The sequence below is a fragment of the Bordetella hinzii LMG 13501 genome (genome assembly GCF_001548475.1).
Lineage (GTDB): Bacteria > Pseudomonadota > Gammaproteobacteria > Burkholderiales > Burkholderiaceae_B > Bordetella > Bordetella hinzii.
In genome coordinates this window covers 26,941-48,684 of sequence record NZ_LRUJ01000019.1, presented here as the reverse complement: position 1 = coordinate 48,684, position 21,744 = coordinate 26,941, and the positions used below count along the sequence as shown (strand labels likewise).

Sequence of the window (21,744 nt, the reverse complement as noted above, 5' to 3'; positions counted from 1 at the left end):
ACGGGGCACTATGCCGATAAACGTTCCCATTTTCCTGACATGGCTGCGCATCGCCATGATTCCGCTGGTGGTCGGGCTGTTCTATGTCCCCGATGCCTGGATGTCGGTCGGTGTGCGCGATACGCTGGCCGCCGTGGCCTTCATCGTGGCGGCCCTGACCGACTGGTTCGATGGCTGGCTGGCGCGCCGCTGGAACCAGACCTCGGCCTTCGGCGCTTTCCTGGACCCCGTGGCGGACAAACTGATGGTCTGCGCCGCCCTGATCGTGCTGCTGGACCTGAGCCGGGTGGATGCCTTCATCTCCCTCATCATCATCGGCCGCGAGATCACGATTTCGGCCCTGCGCGAATGGATGGCCAAGATAGGCGCCAGCGCCAGCGTGGCCGTGCATCGCCTGGGCAAGTTCAAGACCGCCGCGCAGATGGTGGCCATCCCCTGCCTGCTCTACAACCAGAAGCTCTGGGGCGTGGACACGCGCCTGCTGGGCAATTGGCTGATCCTGCTGGCCGCCGTGCTGACGGTGTGGTCCATGCTGTATTACCTGCAGCGCGCCTGGCCGGCCATCCGCGAGAAAGCGGGCTGAGTGATCCAGGGCCGGGCGGCGCGTGGGGCGCCGCCCGGCCCCATCCCTAGAGGCCATTCGAGTGGCCCGATGAGCGTGGCGGCCAAGCCGCCACGGACCGGAGACTTTTTCAAAAGGGGGCCGCAGCCGGCCCTGTTCGCGCATGAACACCGCTACCGCTGTATCCGATTCCCCCAACCTGCGCCGCCGGGATTGGCAGATCATCCTGCTGATCGGCGTGGCCCACGCCAGTTCGCACTTCTTCCAGCTCGTGCTGCCTTCGCTCTACGTCTCGCTGGGCAATGAGTTCGGCCTGGACTTTGCCCGCCTGGGCCTGCTGGTATCGGTGTTTTATGTGGTCTCGGGGCTGGGCCAGGCCTCGTCGGGCTTTATCGTCGACCGGGTCGGCGCGCGTCCCGTGCTGTGGTTCGGCCTGTCGTGCTTCGTGCTGTCGGCCGTGCTGATCGGCTCGGCCAATGGCTACGGCATGCTGATGCTGGCGGCCGCCATCGGCGGTATCGGCAATTCCATTTTCCATCCGGCGGATTACTCCATCATCAATCACCGGGTCAGCCCGGCACGCTTGGGCCATGCGTTCTCGGCCCACGGCCTGACGGGCAACCTGGGCTGGGCGCTCACGCCGGTGTTCATCACCACCATCACGCTGCTGGCCAATTGGCGCGTGGCGGCTTTTTCGGCCGCCGCGCTGGTGGCCGTCATCCTGCTGCTGACCGTGCTGGGGCGCGACCTGCTGGGCGGCCAGGCCCAGCCGCGCGCCGACGACAAGGCCGCCGCGCCGCAGCCCAGCGCCTGGCAGACCCTGACCGCGCTGCTGGCGCGTCCGGCCTTGTGGGGCGCCTTCCTGTTCTTCGCCTTCACCTCGATCGCCCTGTCCTCGGTGCAGAACTACACCATCCCCTTGCTGGCCCACCTGTATGACTTGTCCAAGGTCGCGGCCAGTTCGGCGCTGTCGGGCTATATGGTGGCCTCGGCCGTCGGCATGGCCGCGGGCGGCTTCCTGGTGTCGGCCACGCCGCGCACCGAACGCACCGTGACGGCCGCCCTCATCCTGGCGGGCCTGACCTTGGTGGTGCTGGCCATGGGCGGGGTGCCGGCGTCGATGGCGGCCTTCGTGGTCGGCCTGGCCGGCTTCTGCTCGGGGGTGGCGGCGCCTTCGCGCGACATGCTCATCCGCCGTGTCACGCCCAAGGGTTCCACCGGTTCGGTCTATGGCCTGGTCTATTCGGGCATGGACGTGGGGTCCGCCCTGGGGCCCCTGGGTTTCGGCCTGCTGCTCGATGCGGGCCTGGCGCAAGGGCCGTGGATTGGCGCGGGCCTGGCCTTCGCGATCGCGGCCATCCTGGCGCAGTGGATCGCGATCCAGGCGCGCAAGGCATCTTGAACCTGTCCGGCACGGTATGACACAGGCCCCGCGAGGGGCCTGTTTTCATTGGCGGGCGGTGCGGATATCGGCCGGCGCGCTGGCGGCCGTGTTGCTGCGCCAGGGATTGATGTCCAGGCCGCCGCGGCGGGTGTAGCGGGCGTAGACGCTGAGCTGCTCGGGCCGGCAGGCCCGCATCAGGTCGCAGAAGATGCGCTCGACGCAATGCTCATGGAACTCGGCGTGTTGCCGGAACGAAACGATGTACTTGAGCAGGCCGGCGCGGTCGATGGGGCGGCCCCGGTAGGCAATCTGCACGCTGCCCCAGTCGGGCTGGCCCGTGACGGGGCAATTGGATTTCAGCAGGCGCGAGACCAGGGTCTCTTCGACGACCTCGCCCTCGGCGCAGGCCAGCAGCTGCGGGGCCGGCTCGTAGCAATCGATCTCGACATCCAGCTTGTCCAGGCTGATGCCTTCAAGCTCGGCGATGCGCAGCGTCTCGAAGCGCTGCGGCAGGATGAAATCCATCCCGATGGGCGCGCCGGCGGCGGCCGACAGGTCGGCCTCGAGCCGCTCGCGCAGGGCCTGGGCATTGGGCAGGCGCGTCTGGTTGAAGGAGTTCAGATAGAGCTTGAAGGACTTGGACTCAATGATATTGGGGCTGTCGGCAGGCACCCGGAAGCTTGCCATGGCAATGCGCGGCTTGCCCTTGGCGTCCAGCCAGGAGACCTCATAGGCATTCCAGATGTCGACGCCGCGAAAGGGCAGCGCGCCGCCCGGCAGGGGCGGCAGGCCGTCCAGGCCCAGACTGGCGCGGTTTTCGGCGCGCGGAATGGGAAAGAGCAGCGAAGCATCGTATTCGGAGGGATAGGCCACGCTGTGGCCCAGCGGCGCGTCGGTAAGCGGCATGGAGATGGCGAAAGGCGGATCAGGTCGATGCCCGCATTGTAGGGCTTTGGAAAGGGTGCTTTTTTTGCATGGTGAAATCCCGCTCGCGGCATGTGAAAGCGCATGCTGCGCAGCAGCGAAGCGGCATTTCACGGCACTCAATCGGTTTTCGTAATGCGAAACAATGCTTGTAATACATTGATTTTACGATAAAAAATTTTCTGCTCATGCAGGCGCCCGCCCATACGCTGCTGCGCAGCATGTCCGTAGACTGTCCTCCATGGATTCGCGGCAAGACCAGACCCTGAATCCGCTGCTTCGCAAACCTCACTACTGGAGAGACACCATGAGCCAACGCGAGACCGACATCCGCAAACTGGAACAAGACTGGGCCGAGAATCCCCGCTGGAAGGGCATCAAGCGCGCCTACTCGGCCGAAGAGGTGATCCGCCTGCGCGGCTCCACCCAAGTCGAGCACACCCTGGCGTGCCGTGGCGCCACCCGCCTGTGGCAGTCGCTGCATTCCGAGCCCTTTGTCAATTCACTGGGCGCGCTGACCGGCAACCAGGCCATGCAGCAGGTCAAGGCCGGCCTGAAGGCCATCTATCTCTCCGGCTGGCAGGTGGCGGGCGACGCCAACCTGGCGGGCGAAATGTACCCCGACCAGTCGCTCTACCCGGCCAACTCCGTGCCGCAAGTGGTCCGCCGCATCAATAATTCGCTGGCCCGCTGCGACCAGATCCAATGGATGGAAGGCAAGAACCCGGGCGATGAAGGCTATGTGGATTACTTCGCGCCCATCGTGGCCGACGCCGAAGCCGGCTTTGGCGGGGTGCTCAACGCCTTTGAATTGATGAAGGGCATGATCGAGGCGGGCGCGGCCGGCGTGCATTTCGAGGACCAGCTGGCCTCTGTGAAGAAATGCGGCCACATGGGCGGCAAGGTGCTGGTGCCGACCCGCGAGGCCGTCGCCAAGCTCATCGCCGCCCGCCTGGCCTCCGACGTGATGGGTACCCCCACGCTGCTGCTGGCGCGTACCGATGCCGATGCGGCCGACCTGGTCACCAGCGATGTGGACGAGAATGACCGTCCCTTCATCACCGGCGAACGCACCGTGGAAGGCTTCTTCCGCACCCGCGCCGGGATCGACCAGGCCATCTCGCGCGGCCTGGCCTATGCGGCCTATGCCGACCTGATCTGGTGCGAGACGTCCACGCCCAATCTGGAGTACGCCCGCAAGTTCGCCGATGCCATCCATCGCAAGTACCCGGGCAAGCTGCTGGCCTACAACTGCTCGCCGTCCTTCAACTGGAAGAAGAACCTGGACGACGCGACCATCGCCAAGTTCCAGCGCGAGCTGGGCGCCATGGGCTACAAGTTCCAGTTCATCACGCTGGCCGGTTTCCATTCGCTGAACTACGGCATGTTCGAGCTGGCCCATGGCTACGCCCGCCGCCAGATGAGCGCCTTCGTCGAACTGCAGCAGAAGGAGTTCGCCGCCGCCGAGCTGGGCTTCACCGCCGTGAAGCACCAGCGCGAAGTGGGCACCGGCTACTTCGACGCCGTCACCCAGACCATCGAGGGCGGCCAGTCCTCGACCACGGCCCTGACCGGCTCGACCGAAGAGGCCCAGTTCGAGCACGGCGAGGCCCAGGCCGCTTGAGCGCGGCGCGCTTTCGGATGCTGTAGTACCTGTTTGTAGGGTGGAGTGTTTTGGGGGACCGACGGGTCCCCCTTTTTTTTAGAGCGTGGCCAGCAGGCTGTCCAGGCTGGGGATGCGGCCGGCCCAGGCGTCCACCGCCTGCGCGTCGACCGTCTCCAATGGCGGGATCTGGGCCAGCACGCGAGTCTGGCCGAATTGTTCGATGGCCTGGCGGTTGCTGTCCGAAGGGGGGCCGCTCATGATCACGCCCAGTACGGGGATGCCGCGCGCGCGCAGGGCATGCAGGCTGAGCAGGCTGTGGTTGATGGTGCCCAGGCCGCTGCGCGCGGCCAGCACGACCGGCAGCCCCAGCTGTTCGATCAGGTCGATCATCATGGTCTGCCCATCGATGGGCACATACAAGCCGCCCGCGCCTTCGACCACCAGCGGTTCATCGGTTTCGGGCGGCCGCAACCCGAGGGTGTCGATGTGGACGCCTTCCAGGAGGGCGGCCGCCCAGGGCGACAGCGGCGCCTGCAAGGCATAGGCCGGCGCGTGCCGGCGTTGCGGCGGCAGGCGGGCCAGGCGGGCGACGGTGGCGCTGTCACCCGCCTCGTCGGCCAGGCCGGTCTGCAGGGGCTTCCAATAATGGGCCTGCCAGGCGCGCGCCAGCAGCGCCGAGACCAGCGTCTTGCCCACGCCGGTGTCGGTCCCGGTCACGAAGACGCCCTTGGGCTTGCGCCAGTGTCCATAGGCCAGTTGATAAGTCACATGGGCTCCTTGTCGGTCGAATTGCCGCAGCACGGCGCGCATCTGGGCCGTGCTCAGAGGCTGGTGGCCGGCGCGCGGCGCGGTGGCGCCTATGCCTTTGAGCGCGCGCAGGAAATCCAGGCCATCGGCGTGCTGTTCGCTGCGGGGCCGGCAGATGGCGTGGCCGGGCAGCAGGCCGGCGCGCATGGTCGGGGCGGCCGGATAAGAAGGGGTGGCGGCGCGCAGGGCGAGCGCATGATGCGCCTGCCGCCACTCGTGGAAGCTGCCTTCGGCCAGGGTGGCGATGGCCAGATGGCCGCCCGGTCGCAGCCAGGCCGCCAGGCGCGCCAGCCCCGCGTTCAGGTCGCCGAACCATTGCACGGCGAGGCTGGAGCAGATGAGGTCATACGTCCCGTGCAGCCCTTGCGGGAACTCGCCATCCATGAGGTGGTAGCGCACCGGCCCGCGCAGCCGCAGCCCGGCGCGGGCCTGGCGCAGCATGTCCGGCGCGATATCGCTCAGTGTCCAGTCGGCTTCGCCCAGGTGTCCGGCCAGGGCGCGGGTCAGCAAGCCCGTGCCGCAGCCTATCTCCAGGATGCGCGGGCGGGCGGGCAGGGGCAGGGCGGCGATCCGCCGCGCCAGGGTTTCGGCGGCATGGCGCTGCACCCGGGCATGGCGTTCGTAGTGGCGGGCGGCCGCGCCGAAACGGTGGGCAGGGTCGCGGCTCATTGCGGCGGCAGGGTTTCGAGAAACGCCCGGATATGCGCCGCGCACCAGCCGGCGGCCGAGCGCGGCAGCATATGGCCGCCGCCGTCGTGCCAGTGGACCGGGGCCGGCAGGTCGGCGCGCGACAGCGCCTCGGGCACGATGGCGTCGGCGGTCGCGGCCAGGCTGCACAGCGGGCGGCGCCATGCCCGCAGTTCGGCCAGCCGGTCTTCATCGCGCAGGCGCAGCAAGTCCTCGTCCAGCCGATCAATGTCGGGCTCGCCGGCCGGCGGGCCGGTGTCGGACCCGGCCTGGCGGTGGAAATCCGCCAACATGGCGCGCGGCTGCGTCCGCAACCGCATGCGCATGCGGTCCAGCAGGCGCCTGGGCACGCCCAGCCCGGGAGCGGCGCCCAGCCGCGCAAAGCTGTTGATGAGCACGAGCGCCCGGCAGTCCGGGAGCGGCGCGCCAAGCAATTTCATGCCGCCCAGGGAGTGCGCGATGGCGATGACGGGGCCCGCCGGCACGGCTTGCGGCGGCGCGCCGAAATAGCCGGTCTCGGCCACGGCCTGCGGCCAGTCCTGAAGCTGGGCGCGCAGGGGGTCCCAAAGACCGGCGTCGCAGGCCCAGCCATGGACGAAATAGAGCGTCGGGCGCGTCATGGCAGGGCCTGGGCCAGCGCGGCGAGCAGCGTATCGATGTCCTGCTCGCGGTGCGCGGCGCTCAGGGCGAAACGCAGGCGGCTGGTGCCGGCCGGCACGGTGGGCGGCCGGATGGCGATGGCCAGCAGCCCGGCGGCTTCCAGGCGGGCTGCCAGCGCCACGGCCTGGTCGGCCGGGCCGACGATGGCCGGCACGATCTGGGTCGAGGAGGCGCCGCAGTCCAGCCCCAGCCCGGCCAGGCCGTCGCGCAGGCGCTGCGCCTGGCCATGCAGATGCCGGCGCTCCTCGTCCAGCGTGGGGACCAGGTCCAGCGCGGCGTCCATGGCGCCCAGCACGGCGGGCGGCAGCGAGGTGGTGTAAATCAGTCCTGAGCAATGATTGACCAGATAGTCGCAAAGCGCGCGCGAGCCGGCGATGTAGGCGCCAAAGCCGCCCAAGGCCTTGCTGAACGTGCCCATGACAAGGTCCACCCCGCCGGGCGCCAGGCCCGACAGCCCCATGCCGCGCGGGCCCAGCACGCCGGTGGCATGCGCTTCGTCGAGATAGAGGAAGGCGCCGTACCGGTCCGCCAGCGCGGCCAGCGCCGCCACGTCGCTGCGGTCGCCGTCCATGCTGAAGACGCTTTCGGTCACGATGAAGGGCGTGCCGGGCGCCTGGCGGTCGCGCCGCAGCAGGCTTTCCAGGTGGTCGAGGTCATCATGGCGGTAGCGGATCTGCCGCTGGCCCAGGCAGCCCTGGTGCAGGCTGGCGTGGTTGAGCCTGTCGGTATAGACGCGGGCTTGGCCGGCAGCCTGGAGCAGGGCGGGCAGCACGGCGGCATTGGCCTGCCAGCCCGAGGCCAGCAACAGGGCGGCCTCGGCGCCTTTGGCGCGGGCCAGCTTGGTCTCGACGGCCTGGTGCATGTCCAGCGTGCCGCAGACCAGCCGCGAGGCGCCGCTGCCGGCGGTCAAGGTCCAGTCGCGAGAGCGCCGGATCAGTTCGGGATGATGACTCAGGCCCAGATAGTCATTGCTGGAGAAGTTCAGCAAGTCGCGCCCATTGCGTCGGATGCGTCCGGCGGCGATGCTTTGCACCGGGTGCAGCTCACGCAGGCGGTGGGCGGCGCGCGCCGCTTGGAGCGCGTCGAGAAAGACAGAATCCAGCTTGGACATGGCAGTGTGCACAACAGGGGCCGGCAGCGTCCCGGCCGTAGAATGCGAGGCATTGTAGTGTGTGGCGGGCCGGCCCGCCGACGGAGTTTGCATGACCCAACCCGATTGGATGCGCCAGGGCTATCCGCATATCTGGCTGCCCTATGCGCAGATGAAGACCACGCCGCCGCCGCTGCCGGTGGCGGCCACCCAGGGCACGCGGCTGATCCTGGCCGACGGCCGCAGCCTGATCGACGGCGTGGCCTCGTGGTGGACGGCCTGCCATGGCTACAACCATCCGCATATCGCCCAGGCCGTGGCCGGACAGCTGCAGGCCATGCCCCATGTCATGTTCGGCGGCCTGACGCATGAGCCGGCGCTCACGCTGGCGGCCCGGCTATGCGCCAGCCTGGGGCCGGGCCTGGACCGTGTGTTCTATACCGATTCTGGGTCGGTGGCGGTCGAGGTCGCCATGAAGATGGCCTTGCAGTTCTGGCTCAACCGGGGCGAGTCCGCGCGGCGGCGTTTCCTGGCTTTCCGCGGCGGCTATCACGGCGACACCTTCGGCACGATGGCCGTCTGCGATCCGCAGGATGGCATGCATGCGCGTTTCGGCGGCATGCTGGCCGGGCACCTGATCGCCGACCTGCCACGCGACGAGGCCTCGCTGGCCGCCCTGCGCGGCCAGCTCGGGCAACATGCCGGCGGCCTGGCCGGCATCCTGGTCGAACCCCTGGTGCAGGGGGCCGGCGGCATGTTGCTGCATGAACCCGAGGTGCTGCGCCGTCTGCGCGTCCTGGCCGATGAATTCGGCCTCTTGCTCATCTTCGACGAGATCTTCACCGGCTTTGGCCGCACGGGCACCATGTACGCCTTTGAGCAGGCCGGCATACGACCGGACATCATCGCGCTGTCCAAGGCCTTGACGGGCGGCACGCTGCCCCTGGCCGCGACGGTGGCCAGCGCGCGCGTCTTCGAGGGTTTTCTGTCGGACGACCCGGGGCATGCCTTGATGCATGGCCCGACCTTCATGGGCAATGCGCTGGCCTGCGCGGCGGCCAATGCCTCGCTGGACCTGTTCGAGCGCGAGCCGCGCCTGGAACAGGTGCGCGCGATCGAGACGGGCTTGCGCGCCGGCCTGGCGCCCTGCCGCGACCTGCCCTGGGTGGCCGATGTGCGCGTGCTCGGCGCCATCGGCGCCGTCGAGCTGTCCGCCATCGGGGACCTGGCCGGGCTCCGGCGGCGTCTGGTCGAGGCCGGGGTGTGGCTGCGGCCTTTTGGGCGCACGGTCTACTTGACGCCGGCCTTCACCATGGAGGCGGCCGAACTGCGGACGCTGACCTCCGTCGTCTGCCGCGTGCTGGGCGAGCAGGCGCCCTGAGCGCGTGGCCGCCATATGGGCGCGGCTTGATTTGCGTCAAGCGGGGCGGGAGGCGGCGGCCTTAGCATCGCGCCCATGCGCGCTCATTCCCTTTTCGCCTTGCCGCCGGCCCTGCCCGCGCCGCAACGCCTCGCCCGCCGGCATGCCTTGCTGCGCCTGGGCGTGGCCTGGCTGGCCATGATGCAGGCAATGATGTTCGCCTGGCCCGGCTATGTCCGGCACGAAGCCATGCCCGCCGATGCCCTGTCCACGCTGGACCGCGCCATCGTGCTGATGAATTGGGCCAGCCTGCTGGTGAGCGTGCCGGTCGTGCTCTATTGTGCTTGGCCCGTCTGGGCCGGCGCCTGGCGCAGCTTGCGGCACGGCCGCGCCGGCATGGACGTGCCGGTGGCCCTGGGCATCCTGGCCGCCTTTCTGCCCAGCGCGCGCGCGACTTGGCTGGGGCATGGCGCTGTCTATTTCGATTCGGTCACGATGTTCGTGGCCTTCCTGCTGAGCGCCCGCTATCTCGATCTGTGCGCGCGCCAGGCCAGCCTGCCCGCGCCGCCGGCGGCGCGCACGATGCTGGCCCTCACCGGCCGCGCGCTGTCGGCCCGCGCCGACCGCGTGGCCGCGCGGTTCGTGATGGCGCAGGTCCTGCTCGCCTTGGGCGCCGGCCTGGCCTGGATGCAGTGGGACCCGGCCCGCGCGCTGCCGGTCATGGTGGCCTTGCTGGTCATGAGCTGTCCCTGCGCCATGGCCATGGCCGTCCCGGCGGCCTTGGCCGCCGCCTACAAGATCGCGGGCGAACAGGCCTGCGCCAGGCCGGCGGCGCTGGCGCGCCTGCGCCACGATCTGCGGCGCAACGCCTTGGGCAGTCTTTACGGCTCGCTGGCCTGGCACCTCCTGATGGCGCCGCTGGCCTTGGCCGGCTGGGTGGCGCCCTGGCTGGCGGCCCTGACGATGTTTCTGTCCTCGATGGCCGTGGCCGGGCATGCCTGGTGGCTGTACCGGAGATCGGCATGACCATCCTGTATCTGTTGCTGCCGCTGTCGCTGCTGTTCGTGCTGGGCATAGGCGTGGCGCTGTGGTGGGCCGTGCTCGACGGGCAATACGAGGAGACCGAAGACGCTTCGCTGTCGATATTGCGCGACAAAGAGGGCTGACGCTCAGACTCCTTGATGCAAATCAAGCCGGCCGCCGGGCTGCTCGCGCATCATCCGGGCCTGGAGAAGAAGCAGCGCCAACTTTGGGTTAGGGGAAGGGCATGAGCGACCAGGTCGCAATACAGGAAGAGGCCTTCAACTACGGCGTGGTTCGGCAGTTCGCGATCATGACCGTGGTCTGGGGTATCGTCGGCATGGCAGTGGGGGTGTTGATCGCCGCCCAGCTGATCTGGCCGCAATTGAATTTCGACACACCGTGGCTGACATATGGCCGGCTGCGGCCCTTGCATACAAACGCGGTGATCTTCGCCTTTGGCGGCAGCGCCTTGTTCGCGACCTCGTATTACGTGGTGCAGCGCACCTGCCAGACGCGGCTGTTCTGTGCGCGTTTGGCGGCTTTCACGTTCTGGGGCTGGCAGGCCGTGATCGTGGCGGCCGCCATCACGCTGCCCATGGGCTTTACCAGCAGCAAGGAATATGCCGAACTGGAGTGGCCCATCGATATCCTGATCACCCTGGTCTGGGTGGCCTATGCGGTGGTGTTCTTCGGCACCATCGTCAAGCGGCGCGTCAAGCACATCTACGTCGCCAATTGGTTTTTCGGCTCCTACATCCTGACGATCGCGCTGTTGCACGTGGTCAACAACATCGAGATACCGGTCTCGATGTGGAAGTCGTACTCGGCCTATGCGGGCGTGCAGGACGCCATGGTGCAGTGGTGGTACGGCCATAACGCCGTGGGCTTTTTCCTGACCACGAGCTTCCTGGGCATGATGTATTACTTCGTGCCCAAGCAGGCGGGGCGGCCGATCTACTCCTATCGCCTGTCCATCGTGCATTTCTGGGCGCTGGCCTTCACGTATATGTGGGCCGGGCCGCACCACCTGCTCTACACCTCGCTGCCGGACTGGACGCAGTCGCTGGGCATGACTTTCTCGCTCATCCTGTTGGCGCCATCCTGGGGCGGCATGATCAACGGCATCATGACGCTGCAGGGCGCCTGGCACAAGCTGCGCACCGATCCCATCCTGAAGTTCCTCGTGACGGCGTTGTCGTTCTACGGCATGGCCACCTTCGAGGGCTCGATGATGTCCATCCGTTCGGTGAATTCGCTGTCCCACTACACCGACTGGACGATCGGCCATGTGCACTCGGGCGCCCTGGGCTGGGTGGCCATGATCACCTTCGGTTCGCTGTACTACCTGATTCCGCGCCTCTATGGCCGCCAGGCCATGTACAGCGTGCGCGCCATCGAGCTGCATTTCTGGATCGCGACCCTGGGCGTGGTGCTGTATATCGCCGCGATGTGGGTGGCTGGCGTGCAGCAGGGCCTGATGTGGCGCGCCACGGCCCCGGACGGCACGCTGGTCTACAGCTTCGTGGAGGAACTCAAGACGCGGGTGCCGTTCTACTTCATCCGTCTGCTCGGCGGCACGCTGTTCTTGTCCGGCATGGGCATCATGGCCTGGAATGTCTGGATGACGGTGCGCGGCGCGCAGGCGGTCAACCCTTCGGTGCCGCGTCCGGCGCTGGCGGCCTGAGGAGCGGATATGTCGCAACAATCGCGTTTCTTTTCGCACCAGACGCTGGAGAAGAACATCGGCCTGATGATCGTGGCCAGCATCGTGGTGGTCTCCTTCGCCGCGCTGGCCCAGATCGTGCCGCTCTTTTTCCAGCATTCGACCACCGAGCCCGCGCCAGGCGTGCGGCCCTACGAGGCGCTGACCTTGATCGGCCGCGACATCTATATCCGCGAGGGCTGCGTGGGTTGCCATTCCCAGCAGATCCGCACGCTGCAATCCGAAGTGCAGCGCTACGGGCCGTACTCGGTGGCGGGCGAATCGGCATTCGATCATCCTTTCCTGTGGGGATCCAAGCGCACCGGACCCGATCTGGCGCGCGTGGGCCAGCGGTATTCGGACGACTGGCATCGCATTCATTTGCGCGACCCGCGCGCGGTGGTGCCGGAGTCCAACATGCCGGCTTATCCCTGGCTGCGGCAGCGCAGCGTCGCCGACGCCGACGTGCAGGCCCGCATGCGGGCCCTGCGCCGCGCGGGCGTGCCCTATGGCGATGAACAGATCGCCCGCGCGCCGGCCGCGCTGGCCGGCAAGACCGAAGAAGATGCCCTGGTGGCGTATCTGCAAAGCCTGGGCGTGCGCAAGAAAGAAGGGGAATGAGATGGCCTGGATCACTGGAACGATGACCGTCCTGTCGATGGCGACCTTTCTGGGCATCGTGGCCTGGGCCTGTTGCCGCGGCCGCGAGCAAGCCAACCGCGAATCGGCGCAACTGCCCTTCGCCCTGCCCGACGAGGGCTGCCATGAGTGATTTCGTCAGCGGCTTCTGGAGCCTGTTCATCACCGTGCTCGCCCTCGGTGGCGTTGCCTGGTGCGTCTGGCTCCTGTTCTCCCAGCGGCGCTGGTTGAGCAAGACCCCCGGCGGCGCGGTGCAGGATACCGGCCATGTCTGGGACGAAGACCTGAGGGAACTGAACAACCCGGTGCCGCGCTGGTGGACCTGGATGTATCTGCTGACCTGCGTTTTCGCCCTGGCCTACCTTTATCTTTTCCCGGGCCTGGGCGCCTATGCGGGCGCGCTGGGCTTCAGCAGCACGGGCGAGGTCAAGGCGCAGCAGGAGAAACTGGCCGAATCCGTCAGGCCGCTCTATGCGCGCTTTGCCGGCATGGACCCGGCCCAGCTGGCGGCCGATCCGGCCGCGCGCGAAATCGGCCAGCGCCTGTTTCTCAACACCTGCTCGCAATGCCATGGCTCCGATGCCAAGGGCGGGCCGGGCTTTCCCAACCTGACCGACAACGACTGGCTGCACGGCGGCTCGCCCGAGGCCATCGCGCAGAGCATCCGCGACGGACGCCATGGCATGATGCCGGCGTGGAAGGGCACGATCGACGCCAAGATGGCGGGCGACATCGCCCACTATGTGCGCTCGCTTTCCGGCTTGGCCGCCGACCCTGTGCGCGTTTTCCGGGGCAAGCGCGAGTTCGGCAACTACTGCGTGGCCTGTCACGGCGTGGACGCCAAGGGCAACCCGGCCCTGGGCGCGCCCAATCTCTCCGACGATATCTGGCTGTACGGCAGTTCGGAGGCCAGCATCACCCGCACCATACTCGAAGGCCGGGATAACCGGATGCCGGCGCATCGCGAACTGCTCAGCCCGGAGCAGATTCATCTGCTGAGCGCCTGGGTGTGGAACCTGTCGCGGCGCGAGACGAGGGACTCGCCATGATGCGCCGGAGCATCCGGGGGCGCCTCGGATGAACAAGCCCGCCGCCGGGACGCCCTGGCAACCGGTGATGCCGCCATCGGGTTCGGTGGAGCAGGCGCTGGACGAGGTGCGCGGCAAGATCCACCCTCGTTCGGTCAGCGGCCGCTACGCGCGCTGGCGCGTGGGGCTGGTCGTGGTCACGCAACTCGTTTTCTACGGCTTGCCCTGGCTGCAATATGGCGGACGCCAGGCGGTGCTGTTCGATCTGGGCGCGCGCAAGTTCTACCTCTTCGGCCTGGTGCTCTGGCCGCAGGACGCGATCTATCTGGCGCTGTTGCTGGTGATCTCCGCCCTGGCGCTGTTCCTGTTCACCGCGATCGCGGGACGGCTGTTCTGCGGCTATGCCTGCCCGCAGACGGTCTACACCGAGCTCTTCATGTGGATAGAGCGCCGCGTCGAAGGCGATCGGCTGGCGCGCATCCGGCTGGACGAAGCGCCCTGGGACGCGCGCAAATGGCGTCTCAAGATCACCAAGCATGCGCTGTGGCTGGCATTGGCCTGGTGGACGGGGTCGACCTTCATCGGCTATTTCGCGCCCATACGGGAGTTGGGCGGACAGCTGTTCGCCGGCCAGCTCGGCGGCTGGCAGTGGTTCTGGATGCTGTTCTACGGTTTCGCCACCTGGGGCAATGCCGGTTTCATGCGCGAGTCGGTCTGCAAATACATGTGTCCCTATGCGCGCTTCCAGAGTGTGATGGTGGACCCGGACACTTATGTCGTGACCTATGACCGGCCCCGCGGCGAGCCCCGGGGCGGGCGTTCGCGCCGCCTCGATCACCGTGGGGCCGGCATGGGCGATTGTGTGGATTGCAGCCTATGCGTGCAGGTCTGCCCGACGGGCATCGACATCCGGGATGGCCTGCAGTACCTGTGCATCGGCTGCGGCGCCTGTATCGATGCGTGCGGCGCCGTTATGGACAAGATGCGCTATCCGCGCGGCCTGATCCGCTATACCTCCGAGCGCGCCATGCAGCAGGGCCTGTCGCCCGGCCAGACGCGCAAGCGCCTGCTGCGTCCCCGGGTGTTGATCTATGGCGGGCTCCTGCTGCTGCTTTGCCTGGGGTTCGCCGGGTCGCTGGCGTTGCGCAGCCCGCTGCGACTGGACGTGATGCGCGACCGCGGCGTGCTGGGCCGCGAGGTGGCCGGCGGCGAGATTGAAAACGTCTACCGCCTGCAGTTCATCAATACCTCCGACCAGCCGCTGACCTTGCGCCTGACGGCGCAGGGGCTGCCGCAGCTGCGCGTGCTGGCCCTGCCGCAGGCGCGCGAGGTGCTGAGCCTGCCGGCGGCCAGCAATACGCTGGTGCCGGTGGTGATCCGGGGCAAGGGCGCGTCCCCCGGCCCGCATTCCATCGTGCTGCGCGCCGAAGCGATCCCCGCCGGGCCGCAAATCGAGGAAGCCGCCACTTTCTATGTGCCTGAATGAGGAGGGCGCCATGCAGAACACGGAGAGCGCGATGCAAAAACCGTCCGGCCCTTGGTGGCGTGAACCCTGGCCATGGATTCTGATGGCCGGCCCGGCCCTGGCCATCGCCGGCTGCGGCCTGACCATTTACCTCGCGGTCTCCCATACCGATCCGCCGGCCGAAGGGGCGGCCCGGCGCGGCCTGGTGGTGGAACATGCGCCGCGCGTCTAGCCTGGGCTTCTGGATCGGGGTGCTGTGGCCGTCCTTTCTGGCGGCGGGCCTGGCCAGCGGCCTTGTCTTTGCCCTGATCGACCCGCTGGACGTGGCTATCCTCGGCGTTCATACGGTCGGGCGCAGCGGCTTCTATACCGTGACCTTTTTCTTGCTCTGGGCCATGGGCGCCTGCTCCAGCGCGCTTACGCTGTGGCTGCAGCCAACCCAGGCGCCGGACGAAGAAGACTAGCGCGGGGAGGAAAAATCGCTTGCTATTGGATAGTGCGCGATATAATATCCCAACATCATGACCCCCAAGACCTCCTCCTCGCCCTCGCTGCTGCTCGATGACCAGCTGTGCTTCGCCCTGCATTCCACCACGCTGGCCATGAACAAGGTCTACCGCAAGCTGCTGGCGGGTCTGGGGCTGACGTATCCGCAGTATCTGGTCATGATGGTGTTGTGGGAGCAGGATGGGCTTACGCTATCGGATATCGGCAAGCGCCTGTTCCTGGACTCCGCGACACTGACGCCCCTGCTCAAGCGGTTGGAGGCCGCCGCGCTGTTGCGGCGCGACCGGGGCCAGCATGACGAGCGCCAGATCATCATCAGCCTGACCCCGCAGGGCCAGGCCCTCAAGGCCCGGGCGGCGTCGGTGCCACGGGGCGTGGCCCAGGCCCTGGCGTGTTCGGCCGAGGAGGTCCATGCCCTCAAGGCCCACCTGGAGCGCCTGCGCGAGCAATTGGCGCAGGGCGAACAGGGCTGACCTGGTCCGCATTATGCGGGGATGTGTATTGCAGTGCATCGATTTATCGTATAAATAGCGAACGATTTAATAGCGAGCTATTTTTTCTCCGGCGGCGTGCCGTCATCCCGTGCCTCGGCGCGGTTTACCTCAAAGGAACCCACCATGTCTCTCGAAAAAGTCCTCTATCGCGCCCATGCCCAGGCCACCGGCGGCCGTGATGGCCGTGCCGTCTCGTCCGACAAGCAGCTGGATATCAAACTGACCACGCCCAAGGAGCTGGGGGGCGCGGGCGGCGAAGGCACCAACCCCGAGCAGTTGTTCGCCGCCGGCTATTCGGCCTGCTTCCTGGGCGCGATGAAATTCGTGGCCAACCGCGACCATATCGCCATTCCCGGCGATGTGTCGGTGCAGGGCGCGGTGGGCATCGGCCCGCTGCCCACCGGCTTCGGCATCGAGGTCGAGCTGACGATCTCGCTGCCGGGCATGGACCGCGCCGTTGCGCAGCAGCTCATCGACAAGGCCCACATCGTGTGCCCGTACTCCAATGCCACCCGCGGCAATATCGACGTCACGCTGACGCTGGCATAAGGCCGGCCTGAGCGGGCAGGCGCCATGAACGGCGCCTGCCCGTGCTTCGCTTGTGTTTCAATTGGCCGGTAGGCGCGACATCAGTCTTTGGCGCGTGCCTTCGAGCCGCCCGCGATGAGTGCGTTATCGTTACGGGTGTCTCCTTCATGGCCAGAATAACAAGCGAGGTTGCCGTGCCCGGCGATAGTGTGATTTCCGTACAGGACCTCTCCAAGATCTATGCCTCGGGGCATCAAGCCCTGAAGAACATCAACCTGGAAATCCGGCGTGGCGAAATTTTCGCCCTGCTCGGCCCCAATGGCGCGGGAAAGACCACGCTGATCAGCATCATCTGCGGCATCGTCAATGCCAGCAGCGGGCGCGTGCTGGCCGATGGCCATGACAACGTGAAAGCCTATCGGGCCGCCCGCCAGGCCATTGGGCTGGTGCCCCAGGAGCTGACCACCGACGCCTTCGAGACGGTCTGGAATACCGTGAGTTTCAGCCGCGGCCTGTTCGGCAAGCCCGCCAATCCCGCCCTGATCGAGCGTATCCTGCGCGATCTCTCCCTCTGGGACAAGAAAGACAGCCGCATCATGGCGCTGTCCGGCGGCATGAAACGCCGCGTCATGATCGCCAAGGCGTTGTCGCATGAACCGCGCATTCTTTTCCTGGACGAACCGACCGCCGGCGTGGACGTGGAATTGCGCCGGGGCATGTGGGAGATGGTGCGGCGCCTGCGAGAGCAGGGCGTGACCATCATCCTCACCACCCACTACATCGAGGAAGCCCAGGAGATGGCCGACCGCGTCGGCGTCATACGCAAGGGCGAGATCATCCTGGTGGAGCAGACTCATGCGCTGATGCGCAAGCTGGGCAAGAAGCAGCTGGTCTTCATCCTGACGGCGCCGCTGGCGGCCGTGCCGGCGGCCTTGTCGCATTACGACCTGGCGCTGGGCGAGGACGGCGGCTCGCTCATCTACACCTACGACACCCAGGGCGAGGTCAACCCCGTGCAGCCGCTATTGCGCGAACTCGACGCCCTGGGCATAGGCTTCAATGACCTGCAGTCCTCCGAAAGCACGCTGGAGGAGATCTTTGTCAGTCTGGTGAGTGCACAATCATGAATTGGTATGCGGTCCGCGCCATCTATCTCTTCGAAATGGCCCGCGCCTGGCGCACGCTCATGCAAAGCGTCGCCTCGCCAGTGATTTCGACTTCGCTGTATTTCGTGGTGTTCGGTTCGGCCATCGGTTCGCACATGGTCGAGATCGGCGGCGTGAGCTATGGTGCCTTCATCGTGCCCGGCATGATCATGCTGTCGCTGTTGACGCAGAGCGTGGCCAATGCCTCGTTTGGCATCTATATGCCGCGCTTTTCGGGCACCATCTACGAAATCCACTCCGCGCCGATTTCCTATGTCGAGATCGTCATGGGCTATGTGGGCGCGGCGGCCAGCAAGTCCATCCTGCTGGGCATCATCATGCTGGCCACGGCCAGGCTGTTTGTCGCCTACGAAATCCAACATCCGGTGTGGATGGTGGTCTTCCTGGTGTTCACGGCGGTGACCTTCAGCCTGTTCGGCTTCATCATCGGAGTATGGGCCGACGGCTTCGAGAAGCTGCAGATCATTCCGCTGATGATTATCACGCCGCTGACCTTCCTGGGCGGCACCTTCTATTCCATCCACATGCTGCCGCCGTTCTGGCAGACCGTCACGCTGTTCAACCCCGTGGTCTACCTGGTGAGCGGCTTTCGCTGGAGCTTTTTCGGCGTGGCCGACGTCAACCTCGGGGTAAGCATAGGCATGACGCTGCTTTTTCTGGCGATCTGCCTGGCGACAGTGCGCTGGATTTTCAAGACCGGCTATCGCCTGAAGACCTGACCTGGCCGTCGACCATGGGGTCGCGCACCCACTGCATGAACAGCACATAGCCCAGCGCGAATCCCACGGGGCCCAGGAACAGGCCGACCAGGCCGGCGGCGATCACGCCGCCCAGCGCGCCGATCAGGATGATGGGCAGCGGGATGCTGATGCCGCGCGCCAGCATCAGCGGCTTGAGGATGTTGTCCAGCAGACCCACCAGCACGCACCAGACCGCGAAGCCCACGGCCATCGGCGTGCTGTTGTTCATGAACACATAGATGGCCGCGGGCAGCAGCACCACCAGGATGGGCAGCTGCACGATGCACACGGCCAGCGCCACGATGGCCCAGATGCCGGCGCCCGGCACGCCCGCTACCAGCATGCCCAGTCCGCCCAGCGCCGACTGGATCAAGGCCACGCCGATGACGCCCTGAGCCACGGCCCGGATGGTCGTGGCCGTCAGCTGGACCAGCTCATGGCCGCGCTGCGGGCCGGCGATGCGGGCGGCGATATCATCGGCCATGCGCTTGCTGTGCCGGCCGTAGACGAGGACCAGCCCGGCGATCGCGACCGCCGCCAGGAAGATCAGGAATTCCATGCCGGCGGTCGTTGCGCTGTTGAGCAGCCATTTCGCCGCGGCTGTCAGTACGGGCTGCAGCGGTTTGAGCGCGGTCTCGACGTTTTCGGTGGCCAAGGCCCAGGCGTCGTGCAGGCGGCCGCCGACCAACGGCAGGCTGGAGATAAAGTCCGGTGGATCGGGGATGCGCAGCGTGGGCTGGCCCTCGGCATGATGGAACAGCCGCGGCAGGCTTTCGGCCAGGGAGCCGGCCAGGAGCGCGCCGGGGATCATGAAGGCGAGCAGGGTCAGGATGACCAGCAGCAGCGAGGCCGATTTCGGCCGCCCGCCCAGCCAGCGCGCCAGGCGCTGGTGGATGGGCGCCAGGGTGACGGCCAGGATGATGGACCAGAGCAGCAGGCCGATGAAGGGTTCGGCGACCCGGTAGCACCAATAGACCAGCCCGCCGATGAGGCTGATCCGGATGAAGAGGTCAAGCAGGCTGCGGGACAGCACTTGTTGAAAATCGACGTCCGGACGAAGGCGCATGGCTCAGTCTCTGGGGACCGGGATGAAGGGCGCCGCGGGTCCCGGCGCGGCGCCTTTGTTTGTAGCGGATAGGAGGTTCGCCTGGCAAGCGGGGCGCGGCCTCACTCCGCCCGGCGGGCGAAGTCCGCCTTGAGGAAGTCCTGGGCCGGCAGGGGTTTGCCCAGTAAAAAGCCTTGCAGCGAGTCGCAGCCCAGGTCCGTCAGGAAGCGCTGCTGGGCCGGGGTCTCCACGCCTTCGGCGACGATTTTCAGGTTCAGGCGCTGGCCCAGCGCGATGATGGCCGACACGATGGCCGCGTCTTCCTGGTCATGTTCGAGCTGGTTGATGAAACCGCGGTCGATCTTGAGTTCGCTGGCCGGCAGCCGCTTGAGGTAGAGCAGGCTGGAATAGCCGGTGCCGAAATCGTCGATGGAGATGGACACGCCCAGCGAGGCCAGTTCGCGCAGCACGGCCAGGCTGGCCTCGGCGTCGCGCATGGCGGTGGTTTCGGTGATCTCGATGGCCAGGCAGCTGGCCGGCAGCAGGTGGCGCGCCAGCGTGTCGCGGATGGTGTCGACCAGGCCGGCCTGGGAAAATTGCATGGCCGACAGGTTGACCGCCACGGTCCAGTTGCCATGGCCGAGGTCGCGCCAGATGCGCATCTGGCGGCAGGCCTCGTCCAGCACCCATTCCCCGATGGAGAAGATCAGTCCGGTGCGTTCGGCGATAGGGATGAACTCGGAGGGCGAAATCAGGCCGCGCTTGGGGTGGTTCCAGCGCAGCAAGGCCTCGGCGCCCACCACCGGGCCGGACGGCGCGATGAATTTGGGCTGGTAGTGCAGCACGAGCTCGCCGCGCGCGCGGGCCTGGCGCAAGTCCTGCAGCAGTTGCAGCTGCTCGCGCGCGTTCTCGTTCATGGCCGGCTCGAAATAGCTGTAGCGCCGGTCGCGGCCCAGACGCTTGGCGTGATACATGGCCGCGTCGGCGTGGGTCAGCAGGGTATGGCCATCTTCGCCATCGCCCGGGTAGATGGAAATACCCACGCTGGCCGTGACCGACAGCGTGTGGCCATCGACGATGATCTCGCGCGACAGCGCATCGATCAGCTTTTCGGCCAGGTTGGCGGCATCGGTGGGTTCGACCACCTCGGCCACGACGATGAATTCGTCGCCGCCCAGGCGGGCCACCGAATCGCCCGGACGCAGCACCTCGGTCTGGATGCGCTGCGCCAGCTGGCGCAGCAGGCTGTCGCCGCTCTGGTGGCCGTAGGCGTCATTGACGGCCTTGAAACCGTCCAGGTCGATGCACAGCACGGCGAAGTGGCCGCGCGCGGCCTTGGCGCGCGTGATGGATTGGATCAGGCGTTCGTCGAGCAGGGCGCGGTTGGGCAATTGGGTCAGCGCGTCATGCAGCGCCAGGTGCAGCAGTTCTTCATTGGCCTGGGCCAGGGAGCTCGCCAGGGCCGAGGTGCGCGCCTCCAGGCGCGTGTCCAGCACCGCCACCACCAGGGCGATGCCCAGCACGCTCAGCGTCACGGCGGTGACGCTGGCGGCGAGCCAGCCGGCGCTGATGCCATGCAGCACGGCCATGCAGACGCTGCCTTCGGCAAAGCGCGCGGCCGCCATGCCGGTATAGTGCATGCCGACGATGGCCAGGCCCATGACGACCGCGGCGCAGACCCGGTAGGCCGGCGCGCCGGGCCGGTTGTGGCGCAGATGGTGCGTGATCCACAGCGCCGCGCCCGAGGCCAGGATGGCTACCATGACCGACAGCAGGAAGAGCCAGGGCGAATACTCGATGGCCGGATACATGCGCATCGCTTCCATGCCCACATAGTGCATGGCGGCGATGCCGCAGCCCATCAGCATGGCCGCGCCCGCCAGGCGCCACTTCGGCAGCGCGGCGCGCGTGACCACCCAGAGCGCGAATGCCGAGCAGATGATGGCGATGAGCAGCGACAGCCCCGTAAGCGTCAGGTCATAGCCCAGGGCGATGGGCAGGCTGAAGGCCAGCATGCCCACGAAATGCATGGACCAGATGCCCAGGCCCATGGCGCAGGCGCCGCCGAATAGCCAGCCGCGTGCCGCCGGGCCTCGCGCGGACGTCACGCGGCTGGCCATGCCCAACGCCGTATAGGAGGCCAGGATGGCGACCCCGAGGGATACCAGCACCAGGGTGGGGTCGTAATTTCCGACAAGCATTAAAGGCCTCCGCGAGGCAGATCAGGCAGGCGCGACATAAGGGGGCAGTGGAGCCGGGCAGGCCGGGGTGGCGCAAGAAGATCCGCGAGCGCGAAAGCGTATCCGATTTTTGCCTTGCCCGATTGT

The 21,744-nt window shown here is 67.1% G+C and carries 23 protein-coding genes; 17 read left to right on the top strand and 6 right to left on the bottom strand.

Annotated features, from left to right (window positions below; translation table 11 throughout):
- Nucleotides 1–10 precede the first annotated feature (10 nt).
- Together pgsA and AXA74_RS13800 are read left to right on the top strand one after the other, a co-directional pair.
- Complete coding sequence (gene pgsA, locus AXA74_RS13805) at nucleotides 11–583, top strand: CDP-diacylglycerol--glycerol-3-phosphate 3-phosphatidyltransferase (protein ID WP_029579396.1); 573 nt, start codon at nucleotides 11–13, stop codon at nucleotides 581–583.
- Nucleotides 584–725: 142 nt separating this feature from the next.
- On the top strand, nucleotides 726–1,964 hold the full coding sequence (locus AXA74_RS13800; RefSeq protein ID WP_029579397.1) for an MFS transporter: 1,239 nt from the start codon (nucleotides 726–728) through the stop codon (nucleotides 1,962–1,964).
- 45 nt (nucleotides 1,965–2,009) lie between these two features.
- On the opposite strand, the gene queF is transcribed toward AXA74_RS13800, so the two are convergent.
- Complete coding sequence (gene queF / locus AXA74_RS13795) at nucleotides 2,010–2,852, bottom strand: NADPH-dependent 7-cyano-7-deazaguanine reductase QueF (protein ID WP_029579398.1); 843 nt, start codon at nucleotides 2,850–2,852, stop codon at nucleotides 2,010–2,012.
- A 325-nt stretch (nucleotides 2,853–3,177) separates the two neighbouring features.
- On the opposite strand from queF, the gene aceA reads away from it, so the two are divergent.
- The gene (gene aceA, locus AXA74_RS13790; RefSeq protein WP_032978541.1) at nucleotides 3,178–4,494 is read left to right on the top strand and encodes an isocitrate lyase; all 1,317 of its coding nucleotides are present in this window, start codon (nucleotides 3,178–3,180) and stop codon (nucleotides 4,492–4,494) included.
- Nucleotides 4,495–4,572: 78 nt separating this feature from the next.
- Here the strand turns inward: aceA and bioD are convergent, their stop codons facing one another.
- The 3 genes from bioD to AXA74_RS13775 are packed head-to-tail and all read right to left on the bottom strand — an operon-like array spanning nucleotide 4,573 to nucleotide 7,741.
- A complete protein-coding gene (gene bioD, locus AXA74_RS13785) occupies nucleotides 4,573–5,952 on the bottom strand; it encodes a dethiobiotin synthase (RefSeq protein WP_032978543.1) in 1,380 nt (459 codons plus the stop codon).
- Nucleotides 5,949–6,590, bottom strand: coding sequence for an alpha/beta fold hydrolase (locus tag AXA74_RS13780; RefSeq protein WP_032978545.1), 642 nt, complete (start codon nucleotides 6,588–6,590; stop codon nucleotides 5,949–5,951). Before AXA74_RS13780 ends, bioD begins: the two co-directional genes overlap by 4 nt.
- A complete protein-coding gene (locus tag AXA74_RS13775; RefSeq protein WP_032978549.1) occupies nucleotides 6,587–7,741 on the bottom strand; it encodes an aminotransferase class I/II-fold pyridoxal phosphate-dependent enzyme in 1,155 nt (384 codons plus the stop codon). Before AXA74_RS13775 ends, AXA74_RS13780 begins: the two co-directional genes overlap by 4 nt.
- Before the next feature lie 91 nt (nucleotides 7,742–7,832).
- Between AXA74_RS13775 and AXA74_RS13770 the strand changes: the two genes are divergently transcribed.
- The 14 genes from AXA74_RS13770 (at nucleotide 7,833) to AXA74_RS13705 (ending at nucleotide 18,351) form a co-directional block, all read left to right on the top strand.
- Nucleotides 7,833–9,101: an adenosylmethionine--8-amino-7-oxononanoate transaminase gene (locus AXA74_RS13770; RefSeq protein WP_029579403.1), complete on the top strand. Its 1,269-nt coding sequence runs from the start codon at nucleotides 7,833–7,835 to the stop codon at nucleotides 9,099–9,101.
- Nucleotides 9,102–9,176: 75 nt separating this feature from the next.
- Nucleotides 9,177–10,106, top strand: coding sequence for a P-type ATPase (locus tag AXA74_RS13765; RefSeq protein WP_032956292.1), 930 nt, complete (start codon nucleotides 9,177–9,179; stop codon nucleotides 10,104–10,106).
- A complete protein-coding gene (gene ccoS, locus AXA74_RS13760; RefSeq protein ID WP_029579405.1) occupies nucleotides 10,103–10,246 on the top strand; it encodes a cbb3-type cytochrome oxidase assembly protein CcoS in 144 nt (47 codons plus the stop codon). Before AXA74_RS13765 ends, ccoS begins: the two co-directional genes overlap by 4 nt.
- A 101-nt stretch (nucleotides 10,247–10,347) precedes the next feature.
- Nucleotides 10,348–11,787, top strand: coding sequence for a cytochrome-c oxidase, cbb3-type subunit I (ccoN, locus tag AXA74_RS13755; protein WP_029579406.1), 1,440 nt, complete (start codon nucleotides 10,348–10,350; stop codon nucleotides 11,785–11,787).
- Between the two features lie 9 nt (nucleotides 11,788–11,796).
- Nucleotides 11,797–12,426 carry a cytochrome-c oxidase, cbb3-type subunit II gene (gene ccoO, locus AXA74_RS13750; protein WP_032956294.1) on the top strand — a complete coding sequence of 210 codons (630 nt, stop codon included), beginning with the start codon at nucleotides 11,797–11,799 and terminating at the stop codon, nucleotides 12,424–12,426.
- Nucleotide 12,427: 1 nt separating this feature from the next.
- Nucleotides 12,428–12,577, top strand: a complete 150-nt coding sequence (locus tag AXA74_RS13745) for a cbb3-type cytochrome oxidase subunit 3 (protein ID WP_029579408.1) — start codon at nucleotides 12,428–12,430, stop codon at nucleotides 12,575–12,577.
- Nucleotides 12,570–13,493, top strand: coding sequence for a cytochrome-c oxidase, cbb3-type subunit III (ccoP, locus tag AXA74_RS13740; protein WP_032956295.1), 924 nt, complete (start codon nucleotides 12,570–12,572; stop codon nucleotides 13,491–13,493). Before AXA74_RS13745 ends, ccoP begins: the two co-directional genes overlap by 8 nt.
- 28 nt (nucleotides 13,494–13,521) lie before the next feature.
- The gene (gene ccoG / locus AXA74_RS13735) at nucleotides 13,522–14,958 is read left to right on the top strand and encodes a cytochrome c oxidase accessory protein CcoG (protein WP_032978552.1); all 1,437 of its coding nucleotides are present in this window, start codon (nucleotides 13,522–13,524) and stop codon (nucleotides 14,956–14,958) included.
- 31 nt (nucleotides 14,959–14,989) lie between these two features.
- On the top strand, nucleotides 14,990–15,169 hold the full coding sequence (locus AXA74_RS13730) for a FixH family protein (RefSeq protein ID WP_029579410.1): 180 nt from the start codon (nucleotides 14,990–14,992) through the stop codon (nucleotides 15,167–15,169).
- Nucleotides 15,153–15,401 (top strand): hypothetical protein, encoded by a 249-nt coding sequence (locus tag AXA74_RS13725; RefSeq protein ID WP_029579411.1) that lies wholly within the window; start codon nucleotides 15,153–15,155, stop codon nucleotides 15,399–15,401. Before AXA74_RS13730 ends, AXA74_RS13725 begins: the two co-directional genes overlap by 17 nt.
- Before the next feature lie 57 nt (nucleotides 15,402–15,458).
- The gene (locus tag AXA74_RS13720) at nucleotides 15,459–15,917 is read left to right on the top strand and encodes a MarR family winged helix-turn-helix transcriptional regulator (RefSeq protein ID WP_172899595.1); all 459 of its coding nucleotides are present in this window, start codon (nucleotides 15,459–15,461) and stop codon (nucleotides 15,915–15,917) included.
- A gap of 144 nt (nucleotides 15,918–16,061) precedes the next feature.
- Nucleotides 16,062–16,487: an organic hydroperoxide resistance protein gene (locus AXA74_RS13715; RefSeq protein WP_029579413.1), complete on the top strand. Its 426-nt coding sequence runs from the start codon at nucleotides 16,062–16,064 to the stop codon at nucleotides 16,485–16,487.
- A gap of 146 nt (nucleotides 16,488–16,633) precedes the next feature.
- On the top strand, nucleotides 16,634–17,593 hold the full coding sequence (locus AXA74_RS13710) for an ABC transporter ATP-binding protein (protein ID WP_048940601.1): 960 nt from the start codon (nucleotides 16,634–16,636) through the stop codon (nucleotides 17,591–17,593).
- Nucleotides 17,590–18,351 carry an ABC transporter permease gene (locus tag AXA74_RS13705; protein WP_029579415.1) on the top strand — a complete coding sequence of 254 codons (762 nt, stop codon included), beginning with the start codon at nucleotides 17,590–17,592 and terminating at the stop codon, nucleotides 18,349–18,351. The genes AXA74_RS13710 and AXA74_RS13705 overlap by 4 nt, the downstream gene beginning before the upstream one ends.
- Here the strand turns inward: AXA74_RS13705 and AXA74_RS13700 are convergent.
- Nucleotides 18,323–19,438 (bottom strand): AI-2E family transporter, encoded by a 1,116-nt coding sequence (locus AXA74_RS13700; RefSeq protein ID WP_029579416.1) that lies wholly within the window; start codon nucleotides 19,436–19,438, stop codon nucleotides 18,323–18,325. The two genes, AXA74_RS13705 and AXA74_RS13700, sit on opposite strands and share 29 nt — an antisense overlap.
- A gap of 101 nt (nucleotides 19,439–19,539) precedes the next feature.
- Nucleotides 19,540–21,618 carry a putative bifunctional diguanylate cyclase/phosphodiesterase gene (locus AXA74_RS13695; RefSeq protein WP_060833214.1) on the bottom strand — a complete coding sequence of 693 codons (2,079 nt, stop codon included), beginning with the start codon at nucleotides 21,616–21,618 and terminating at the stop codon, nucleotides 19,540–19,542.
- Between the last annotated feature and the right edge of the window lie 126 nt (nucleotides 21,619–21,744).

Excerpts from the sequence above, each read along its gene's own strand:
- AXA74_RS13700 (WP_029579416.1), bottom strand. The coding sequence starts at position 19,438 with ATGCGCCTTCGTCCGGACGTCGATTTTCAACAAGTGCTGTCCCGCAGC.
- AXA74_RS13770 (WP_029579403.1), top strand. The coding sequence starts at position 7,833 with ATGACCCAACCCGATTGGATGCGCCAGGGCTATCCGCATATCTGGCTG.
- aceA (WP_032978541.1), top strand. The coding sequence starts at position 3,178 with ATGAGCCAACGCGAGACCGACATCCGCAAACTGGAACAAGACTGGGCC.
- AXA74_RS13725 (WP_029579411.1), top strand. The coding sequence starts at position 15,153 with ATGCGCCGCGCGTCTAGCCTGGGCTTCTGGATCGGGGTGCTGTGGCCG.
- AXA74_RS13730 (WP_029579410.1), top strand. The coding sequence starts at position 14,990 with ATGCAAAAACCGTCCGGCCCTTGGTGGCGTGAACCCTGGCCATGGATT.
- AXA74_RS13800 (WP_029579397.1), top strand. The coding sequence starts at position 726 with ATGAACACCGCTACCGCTGTATCCGATTCCCCCAACCTGCGCCGCCGG.
- AXA74_RS13775 (WP_032978549.1), bottom strand. The coding sequence starts at position 7,741 with ATGTCCAAGCTGGATTCTGTCTTTCTCGACGCGCTCCAAGCGGCGCGC.
- AXA74_RS13695 (WP_060833214.1), bottom strand. The coding sequence starts at position 21,618 with ATGCTTGTCGGAAATTACGACCCCACCCTGGTGCTGGTATCCCTCGGG.
- AXA74_RS13710 (WP_048940601.1), top strand. The coding sequence starts at position 16,634 with ATGGCCAGAATAACAAGCGAGGTTGCCGTGCCCGGCGATAGTGTGATT.
- queF (WP_029579398.1), bottom strand. The coding sequence starts at position 2,852 with ATGCCGCTTACCGACGCGCCGCTGGGCCACAGCGTGGCCTATCCCTCC.
- ccoN (WP_029579406.1), top strand. The coding sequence starts at position 10,348 with ATGAGCGACCAGGTCGCAATACAGGAAGAGGCCTTCAACTACGGCGTG.
- AXA74_RS13780 (WP_032978545.1), bottom strand. The coding sequence starts at position 6,590 with ATGACGCGCCCGACGCTCTATTTCGTCCATGGCTGGGCCTGCGACGCC.
- ccoS (WP_029579405.1), top strand. The coding sequence starts at position 10,103 with ATGACCATCCTGTATCTGTTGCTGCCGCTGTCGCTGCTGTTCGTGCTG.
- AXA74_RS13715 (WP_029579413.1), top strand. The coding sequence starts at position 16,062 with ATGTCTCTCGAAAAAGTCCTCTATCGCGCCCATGCCCAGGCCACCGGC.
- AXA74_RS13745 (WP_029579408.1), top strand. The coding sequence starts at position 12,428 with ATGGCCTGGATCACTGGAACGATGACCGTCCTGTCGATGGCGACCTTT.
- pgsA (WP_029579396.1), top strand. The coding sequence starts at position 11 with ATGCCGATAAACGTTCCCATTTTCCTGACATGGCTGCGCATCGCCATG.
- ccoG (WP_032978552.1), top strand. The coding sequence starts at position 13,522 with ATGAACAAGCCCGCCGCCGGGACGCCCTGGCAACCGGTGATGCCGCCA.
- AXA74_RS13705 (WP_029579415.1), top strand. The coding sequence starts at position 17,590 with ATGAATTGGTATGCGGTCCGCGCCATCTATCTCTTCGAAATGGCCCGC.
- AXA74_RS13720 (WP_172899595.1), top strand. The coding sequence starts at position 15,459 with ATGACCCCCAAGACCTCCTCCTCGCCCTCGCTGCTGCTCGATGACCAG.
- ccoP (WP_032956295.1), top strand. The coding sequence starts at position 12,570 with ATGAGTGATTTCGTCAGCGGCTTCTGGAGCCTGTTCATCACCGTGCTC.
- ccoO (WP_032956294.1), top strand. The coding sequence starts at position 11,797 with ATGTCGCAACAATCGCGTTTCTTTTCGCACCAGACGCTGGAGAAGAAC.
- bioD (WP_032978543.1), bottom strand. The coding sequence starts at position 5,952 with ATGAGCCGCGACCCTGCCCACCGTTTCGGCGCGGCCGCCCGCCACTAC.
- AXA74_RS13765 (WP_032956292.1), top strand. The coding sequence starts at position 9,177 with ATGCGCGCTCATTCCCTTTTCGCCTTGCCGCCGGCCCTGCCCGCGCCG.